The sequence below is a fragment of the Actinomyces sp. ICM39 genome (assembly GCF_000282935.1).
GTDB lineage: Bacteria > Actinomycetota > Actinomycetes > Actinomycetales > Actinomycetaceae > Pauljensenia > Pauljensenia odontolytica_B.
In genome coordinates this window covers 1-8,421 of sequence record NZ_ALCB01000006.1, presented here as the reverse complement: position 1 = coordinate 8,421, position 8,421 = coordinate 1, and the positions used below count along the sequence as shown (strand labels likewise).

At 68.4% G+C, this 8,421-nt stretch carries 6 protein-coding genes; 3 read left to right on the top strand and 3 right to left on the bottom strand.

Annotated elements, in window-relative coordinates:
* Window positions 1-295 precede the first annotated feature (295 nt).
* Window positions 296-727, top strand: a complete 432-nt coding sequence (locus HMPREF1137_RS00140; RefSeq protein ID WP_003792882.1) for a winged helix-turn-helix domain-containing protein — start codon at window positions 296-298, stop codon at window positions 725-727.
* A gap of 175 nt (window positions 728-902) precedes the next feature.
* On the opposite strand, the gene ilvA is transcribed toward HMPREF1137_RS00140, so the two are convergent.
* Complete coding sequence (gene ilvA / locus HMPREF1137_RS00135; protein WP_007587424.1) at window positions 903-2,189, bottom strand: threonine ammonia-lyase IlvA; 1,287 nt, start codon at window positions 2,187-2,189, stop codon at window positions 903-905.
* Between the two features lie 85 nt (window positions 2,190-2,274).
* Here ilvA and orn point away from each other — a divergent pair, with 85 nt between their 5' ends.
* Together orn and HMPREF1137_RS00125 are read left to right on the top strand one after the other, a co-directional pair.
* Window positions 2,275-2,922: an oligoribonuclease gene (gene orn / locus HMPREF1137_RS00130; RefSeq protein WP_155835382.1), complete on the top strand. Its 648-nt coding sequence runs from the start codon at window positions 2,275-2,277 to the stop codon at window positions 2,920-2,922.
* Between the two features lie 249 nt (window positions 2,923-3,171).
* Window positions 3,172-3,960: a single-stranded DNA-binding protein gene (locus HMPREF1137_RS00125; RefSeq protein ID WP_007587426.1), complete on the top strand. Its 789-nt coding sequence runs from the start codon at window positions 3,172-3,174 to the stop codon at window positions 3,958-3,960.
* Here the strand turns inward: HMPREF1137_RS00125 and HMPREF1137_RS00120 are convergent.
* Both HMPREF1137_RS00120 and HMPREF1137_RS00115 read right to left on the bottom strand, forming a co-directional pair.
* Window positions 3,957-4,421, bottom strand: a complete 465-nt coding sequence (locus tag HMPREF1137_RS00120; protein ID WP_007587420.1) for a holo-ACP synthase — start codon at window positions 4,419-4,421, stop codon at window positions 3,957-3,959. The two genes, HMPREF1137_RS00125 and HMPREF1137_RS00120, sit on opposite strands and share 4 nt — an antisense overlap.
* 3 nt (window positions 4,422-4,424) lie before the next feature.
* Window positions 4,425-8,421, bottom strand: a 3,997-nt coding sequence (locus HMPREF1137_RS00115; protein WP_007587425.1) for a beta-ketoacyl synthase N-terminal-like domain-containing protein, incomplete at its 5' end; no start/stop codon positions are given.

Genomic DNA, 8,421 nt, shown 5'->3' with positions numbered 1-8,421 from the left:
GTTTGCGTCCGTGCTGCCTTCTCCCGCGCTCATACGCGCCTGTACCAGGGCATCCGTACTGTGAACACACCCTGTTACAGAGTCTCAACTAGTGGACATGGTGTTGCCCGGACGGAAAACGTCCGACAGACTAGATGCCATGACGACCTTCGCGAACCCCATGTGCTGCCCCTGCGGTGGCATGATGTCGCGAATGTGTATGTGATTGACGCCCCAGATACCCCTGTCAATCACCGCCGCAGTGATATACCCACGCCGATAGTGGGAGTGCGGCCCCGAAGAATCGGATACACCCATGACCCTCGTCAACACCCCTGCCGCCTCCGTCCGCGCCGCCAACGACACCCCCACCTCCTACGAGGAATTCCTCGACGTTCTCGCCGGCCTGCGACTGAGCTCCTCCCGCATCGACATTGACATCGACCGCGGCCAGGTCACCCTCGACGGACGCGACGCCGGCCTGTCCGCCAAGGAACACGACCTCCTGGCCCACCTCGCCGCCAACGCCGACCGCTCCGTCACCCGCGACGAGCTCTTCGCCTCCGTGTGGGCCGATTCCGAGCTCGGCTCCGACTCCCGCACCGTGGACGCCCACATCCGCCGCCTGCGCAAGAAGCTCTCCATCCTGCCCGACCTCATCTCCACGGTCCGCGGCGAAGGCTACCGCTTCAACTCCACCCCCTCCGTGCGCGTTCGCGTCACCCGCCCCGTCACCCTCGCCGCCTGACACTCCTCGCGGCGGACCCCGCCGCCACAACCCGCCGCGCCACCGCGCGCATCGGCCCAGCGGCCACCCAAGGCGGCTCCCAGCCCAGCCACCCGCGCGGGCCGGATAAAAGGGGAGAGGGGCCACGGCCTCGTTCCCGAAACCGCGCCCCTCTCCAGCGCTTTGTACGACCTCGTCAGATCACGAGTCGCGTGATCTCCGAATCCAGCGGCAGCTCCTCCACGTGCAGGGGCGAGGCCTCCATGCGGTGTCGAAGCCCGTCGATGTCATCCGGGTTCGACAAATCGATGCCCACTAGAGCGGGTCCAAGCTCGCGGTTGTTCTTCTTCGTGTACTCGAAGTGCACGATATCGTCCGCAGGCCCCAGCACATCCGAGAGGAAGACGCGCAGCATGCCCGGCTGCTGCGGGAAGGTCACGAGGAAGTAATGACGCAGGCCTTCGTGGCGCAGCGAACGCTCCATGACCTCGGCGTAGCGTGTCAGGTCGTTGTTACCACCCGACACGACGCACACGATCGCGCCGTCGGAGCGGCCCAGCAGCGCCTTGCGATCAGCCGGATCGGTCAAATACACGTGCGCGGCGGTGGACGCGAGAGCGCCAGCAGGCTCGGCAATGACGCCGTCGGACTGGTAGAGCTCCAGCATCTCCGTGCACACCGCGCCCTCGGGGACGACCAGCACGGAATCAACGAACTGCGAGGCGATGTGGAAGGGGAGCGAACCTGCGCGGCCCACCGCCGTGCCGTCCACGAAGGGATCGACCTTCGCCAGGGACATCGGCTGTCCCGCCTCGAGAGCAGCGTGCATCGACGCCGCGCCCGCGGGTTCCACACCGATGATCTTCACCTCCGGACGGTTCGCGCGCAGCCACGTTGCGATGCCCGCGATGAGGCCGCCGCCGCCCACGGGGACCAGGATCGCAGCTGTGTCCGCGGGCATCTGCTCCTCGAGCTCGACACCGATCGTGCCCTGACCGGCGATCGTGAAGGGATCATCGTAGGGATGAACGTAGGTGCGGCCCGTCGCGCGCGCAGCCTCCTGTGCCAGCGCGTTCGCGCGGTCGAACGTGCCATCCACGATGACCTGCTCGACCCACTGCCCACCAATCGTCGCGATACGGCGGCGCTTCTGGCGAGGTGTGTTCGAGGGCAGGTAAATCGTGCCGCGCACGCCCAGGTGGGCACACGCGTACGCCAGGCCCTGTGCGTGGTTACCGGCCGAGGCGCACACGACGCCGCGTTCGCGCTCGGCGGGGGACAGGAGCGACATGCGCGCGTAGGCGCCGCGCACCTTGAAGGAGCGGCACTTCTGCTGGTCCTCACGCTTGAGCAGAATATCCACGCCGGCCTCGGTGGACAGACGCTCGGAACGATCCAGGTTCGTGCGAACGGCAACCCCCTCCAGGGCGGTGGCTGCCTGACGGATATCCTTCGGCGTGGTCACGTGAGAACTAGCGGTCATGGGAACTCCTTCCAATACCCTTCTAGTGTAGTAGTGGCCACCGCCCCCAAGTCCCACCCAACCGTATGACCCAGAGCGCACTAACATAGAAGGCGTGAAAACTTTGAAAGACCCCCTGGTCTGGATTGACTGCGAAATGACCGGCCTGGACGTCTCAAGCGACGCCCTCATCGAGGTGGCCGTGGTCGTGACCGACGGCGACCTCACGATTGTCGACCCCGGCATGGACGTGCTGATCACGCCGCCCGCCGAAGCCCTCGACAACATGAATGACTTCGTGCGTAACATGCACACTTCCTCCGGCCTGCTCGATGACCTGCAGACGTCGGCTGTCTCCATGGAAGAGGCAACCGAGCAGGTCCTGTCCTACATCAAGCGCTTCGTGCCCCAGCAGGGCAAGGCGCTCCTGGCGGGCAACTCGGTGGGCACCGACAAGATGTTCCTCGAGGCGAACATGCCCTCTGTCATCGATCACCTGCACTACCGCCTGGTGGACGTGTCTTCCATCAAGGAACTGGCCAAGCGCTGGTACCGCGCCGCCTTCGCCGAGTCGCCCGACAAGCACGGCGGCCACCGCGCGCTGGCGGACATCCTGGAATCGATCCAGGAGCTCGAGTACTACCGCCGCGTGCTGTTCCCGGCCGAGCCGGTGACCACAGAGCGCGCGCGTGAGGTGGCTCGTGAGGTCGTCGCCCTGGGCATTCCCGCTATGGGTGAGGCCGCCGAGGCCTGATATTTATGCGTGACGCCAAGCGGCGGCATCCCTACAGGGGTGTCGCCGCTTCGCTGTTGAGAGAGCGCTGCGTGGGTGGGTGCAGCGCGTGTTCACAGGGGCGCGTGCGAGGCGCTCGTTATCCACAGGGGGACGAGGCGAACGCGCGTCATCCACAGGGTGCGCTGTGGCGCTTGAAGTGGTGCGGCGTGTGGGGCTTTCCTGGATGCATCCGGCCAACGCCGGCCAGAACGGACAAAGGACGCAACGATGCAGGACATATCGACAACCCTCAAGGGCCGTATCGGATCAGAACCGATGATGAAGCACGTCAAAGGCGATATCTGCGTGACGACCTTCCGGCTTGCGATTACGAGATGGCGTTTTACGACCGACGTGCGCACGGGTAACGCCTCCTATGTGGAGGACGGCGCCTACTGGTACACGGTCGAAACATGGGACACTCTGGCCTCCAACGTGTTCCGCAGCTGCCGCAAGGGCGATCCCGTCGTCGTGGTTGCTCGGCCCGTCCCAAACGGTTGGATCGACGGTAATGGGCAGATCAGGTCGTCGATCGTCTACCGCGCCTCCTCAGTCGGCCACGACCTGGCCCGCGGAACCTCCCAGTTCACGAAGAATGGCGCGCACGCGACCGATGAGCCTGCGGGTGGGACGCAGGGGGATCCCTATTCGACGAGGCAGGGGCCGGGATCGGTGGTCATGGCTCAGGGTGGGGAACACCAGGGGGACCCGGGCACCGATGTGCACGCTCACGCGGTCATGCCGAATGATGGAACGGACCTTCTGCCGGACGATGCGGCCCCCTCCCAGGGTGAGCCGACGTCCCACGCTCTGACTGGCGCAGTGGGAGGAGAACTCTCTCCTCTTCCCGCGCTCGAAGAACACGAAAGGTCCGAGGAAGATTCCTCGGACCCGGGTAGGAACTCGTCGTCATGCTTCGACTATTCGGCGCTGGAGCGCGAACACGCCGATGCCACGAAAAATGATGCGTTCGAGCCTCTTGATGGCGATGCGGACGAGCCGCCCGATGCCGCCTAGACGGATGCGTCCACGATCGCGACCTGCGCGATGGCGCATTCCCCGTCGTGGCTGATGGACACGAGTGCTCGCCACGTGGAAGGCGCTCCGAGTGACTCCTCGCAGGCAGCCGCGACGTCTCCGTGCAGCGCGAGAGCGGGACGGTTCCACTCGTCGTGGATCACCTCAATCTCGCGCCAGTCGACGGCGTCGGTGCCGATGAGAGGCGGGGAGCCGAAGAGGGCGCACGACCAGGCCTTGATAAAGGCTTCCTTCGCGGCCCACAGGCCGCCCGCGTGACGGGCCACGGCCTCGTCATAGCGGGCGGAACCGGGCTGCGCGCCAGAGGTAGCAGCGGCGCGGGCGCGGACCCGGCGGGCCTCCCTGGGCGTGAGGACGCCGCTGAGGAAGGCCGAGCCCGGCTCCCTCACCTGAGCGGCAAACTCAGGGAGGGAGACCAGGTCAACGCCGAGTCCGCGCATCGCTCACTTGCCTTCCGGCAGGTGGTAGAAGCCGTCCTCGCCGAGGCGGGCGTTCGGATCCAGCAGGATCGCGGCTTCGACCTCGTGCGCGTCACCGGCAACGCCAGCAGCCGGGTCGTCGGGCAGGCGACGGCCCTCGACCGAGGTGAACAGCGGGGCGTGGCCCAGCATGCCCATCTCGATGTGACGCTGGCCGTTGCGCAGGCGACGATCCGACGCAGCGCGCCACGCCTCGAGGCGCTCGCGTCCCGCTTCGCGCTCCACGATGGCCTCGAAGGCGGCCGGGTTGACCAGCGCCAGGAAGCCGGAGACGTGGCCGAAGCCGAGCGAGGTCGCGAACGCCGCACGCACCGGTCCACGAGAGGACAGGTTGAGCGGGGAACGCAGCCACACGAGCGGGCTGTACTTCTCCATGGCGTCGTCGACGCAGTCCAGCGCGACGTTGGCGGGGATCTGACCCGTGCGGAACACGTCAATGATGCCGCCCACCTGGAACACGCAGGCGCCGCCCTTCGCGTGACCCGTGAGGGTCTTCTGCGAGATGACGAGCAGCGGGTTTCCGGGGGTGCGACCCAGCGCCATGCCGACGCGGGTGTGCAGATCCGACTCGTTGGGGTCATTGGCGTTTGTGGACGTGTCGTGCTTGGACACGAAGGCCACGTCGTCGATGCCCACGCCGAGTTCGGCGAGGTTGCGGGCGATCACTGAGTCGCGTCCGCCGCGCGCCACCGCGAGGGCACCCAGGCCGGGTGCCGGAATCGAGGTGTGCGCGCCGTCGCTGAAGGTCTGCGCGTGCGCCACGACAGCCAGGACCGGCAGGTTCATGTCGAGCGCCACCGACGCGCGAGTCAGCAGCACGGTGCCGCCACCCTGCGCCTCGACGAAGCCGCCGCGGCGGCGGTCGTTAGCGCGCGAGACGAAGCGCGAGGAGATACCGCGAGCGAGCAGCTCGTTCGAGTTCGCCGTCGCGTTCATCGCGCCGAAGCCCACGATCGACTCGACCTGGATGTCGTCGATCGCGCCGGCCACGACGAAGTCGGCCTTGCCGGCCTTGATCTTGTCGAGGCCCTCCTCGATGGACACCGCGGCGGTCGCGCAAGCGCCGACCGGGTTGATCATCGAGCCGTAGCCGCCCACGTAGGACTGCATGGTGTGTGCAGCCACGACGTTGGGCAGGGTCTCCTGCAGGATGTCCTGCGGGTAATCCTCGCCCAGGAAGCGGTCGACAAACAGCTTGTGCATCGAGCGCATGCCACCGAAGCCGGTGCCCTGCGTGGAGGCCACGGTCGCCGGGTGGACGACGCGCAGCAGCTCGGCGGGGCTGAAGCCGGCCGACACGAATGCGTCCACGGCGGAGACCAGGTTCCACACGGCGATCGGGTCGATCGAATCCAGCATCGAGGCCGGGATGCCCCAGCGAGCCGGATCGAAGTCCGTCGGGAACAGGCCGCCGATGCGGCGGTTCAGCGTCGCGCGACGCGGCACGCGCACCTGGGCGCCGGACTTGCGGGTCACCTGCCACTCACCGAACGCGGTCTGCTCAATGACGGTGAACTGCGGGTCGGCCTCGGCGTAGGAGCGCGCCTCGGCCTCGTCCTCGACCGTGAAGGTGATGTCGCGGTCCAGGAAGACCATCGCGGACTCGGGCGTGTAGCCGTCGTGCAGTGGGCCATCGTCGTGGAAGAAGCGCACGCCGGAGCGGGCCACGACCTCGTCGCGGTAGCGATCGAAGATCTCCGACTCGGGCACCAGCTGGTCGTCCTTGTCGTACCAGCCGCCCACCGGGGTGTCCGACCAGGTCAGCAGGCCGGTCATCCACGCCAGCTCGAGCACGCCCGCGGGGGTGAGCTCGACGGAGCCGTCGGTGTGGATACCGAGCTCGGCCTGGACGCGGGTACGAGCGCTGCCCCACGGGCCGACCTCGCCGTGACCGACGATGACGACCGTGTCGGCCAGCGACGCGGTGGTGTTGCCCCACTGCGAGGGGTCGACATGCGGCACGGTGACCTGCGAGGGCGAGGGCAGCGCGGAGACGGTCGCGACCGGCTCGGCGATGGGTGCCTCGGGAGTGGCGGCCTCGGCCTGAGCGCGCAGGGCGCGCAGGTCGATGGAGGAGTCCAGGCCGCCGGTCAGGTCGGCGTCCACCGGGGCGGTGGCAGCCTGTGCGCGCACCTCGGCGCTCGACAGGTTGAGCAGCTGCTCGGCCATTTCCTCGGTCGACCAGGTGCGAACACCTGCGGACTCGACGGCGGCGACCATCGGGTCGTTGCCGCCCATGAGGCCGGTGCCACGCACCCAGCCGATACGCGGGTGAGCGATCGAGATGCGCGATCCCCAGATCGGCTCGGCCGCCCAACGGGTTGCGATGGCGTCGAAGGATGCCTTCGCCTCGGCGTACGCGCCGTCGCCACCGAAGATGCCGCGGTTCGGGGAACCGGGCAGCACGACGTGCAGGCGGTGGTCGGCGTGCGTGTCGGAACCGATCGCGCACAGGCCGGCGATGGAACGCTCGACGCTCCATAGCAGCAGGCGCATCTGGTTCTCAGAGGCCGGGCCCGCGTCGGCCAGCGTGCCGGAAACGCGAGGAGCGGCGAAGGGGTAGAACAGCGTCGGGACCAGGGCTTCCTTGGTCACCTTGACGTCGGCGCCCACGGACTTGGTCTGCTCGGTGCCGATCCACTCCACGAGCGCGTCCACGTCGCGGTAAGAGGCCAGGTTGGCGGGAACCAGCCACAGCTTCGCGCCGCCAGCGGCATGCGTGCGGTAGAGCTCCTTGGCGAAAGCCAAGCGCGATGCGGAGATCGACGAGGAGGTCGCGATGACCGTCGCGCCACCGGCGAGCAGGCCGCCCACGACCGCGCCGCCGATGGAGGCGGGGGTCATGCCGGTGACCACGGCGACGTCGTTCGCGTAGGGCAGGTCCTCGGTGGAAGACATCGCGTCGGCCGCGATCTGCTCGAGGCGAGCCGCGCGATCGTGATCGCCCTCAGCGCGCAGGCGGTTCGCCCAGTACGAGGCCTGCTCGGCCACTGCGCGGCCGGTGCCCACGAAGGACGCGCCCTCGGCGAGCGTGCCTTCGGCGACGTAGCGGGCGACGTCCTCACGGGCGGAGGCCCAGCGGTCATCCAGCAGGACGGCGCGCGCCGCGTCGAAGCGAGGCTCGACCAGGTCAACCCAGCCCGAACCCAGCTCGGCGGCCACAGCGTCGATGACGCGCGCGTCGTCGGAGGAGTCCTCGCCGGTGGGGGCGGGGGCGTTCAGACCCAGCTCGGACAGGATCGTGCGAGCGGTCTTGGCCAGGACGCCGTCCTCGCCCGTCACGGACGCGGCGTAGGCGTCCAGTGCGGCGGAGTCAACGACGCCGCCACCGGAGGCGCCACCGGCGCTCGGCAGGGACACGGCGATACCCTCGCGGGCAGCGACGGCTGCCACTGCAGCATCGATGAGGGCATCGACGCCAGCGGCGTTCGTCGGGGCATCCAGCGGCAGGGTCGCCAGGTCGCCGTCGCGGGTCGAGGCGCCCTCACGGGTGCCCAGGACGACCTCGGCGGTGACGTGCTGTGCCCAGCCGGGTCCCAGCTGCCACGTGCCGGTGACGCGGTCGGCGATGTGGCCGGCCTTGACGCCGGCGGCGCCGAACAGCTTGCGCGTGCGTTCCTTGACGGCCTCAGCCAGGACCGGGCCGAAGGGCTTGTAGCCCTTGGCGGCCTTGTCGACCGTCGCGGACAGCGTGGCCACGTCGGCCTCGCCGGCGCCGTCGATCGAGTTCAGGCCCAGCTCGGAGGACATGTCCATGAGCAGCTGGTTACGGCGCGAGGACACGCCGTTGGTCAGCGACTCGGTCGTGTCGGTGGCGCCGACCTCGTCGATGCGGATCTTCGCGGACAGAGCCAGCAGGGCGACGATGGCGGAGGACGCCGTGAAGGGCAGGTCCGCGACGTCGGCGCCCGAGGGGCCGCCGGTCGGGGCAGCGGGGGCGGGGGCCGGAGCAGCCTCGGCG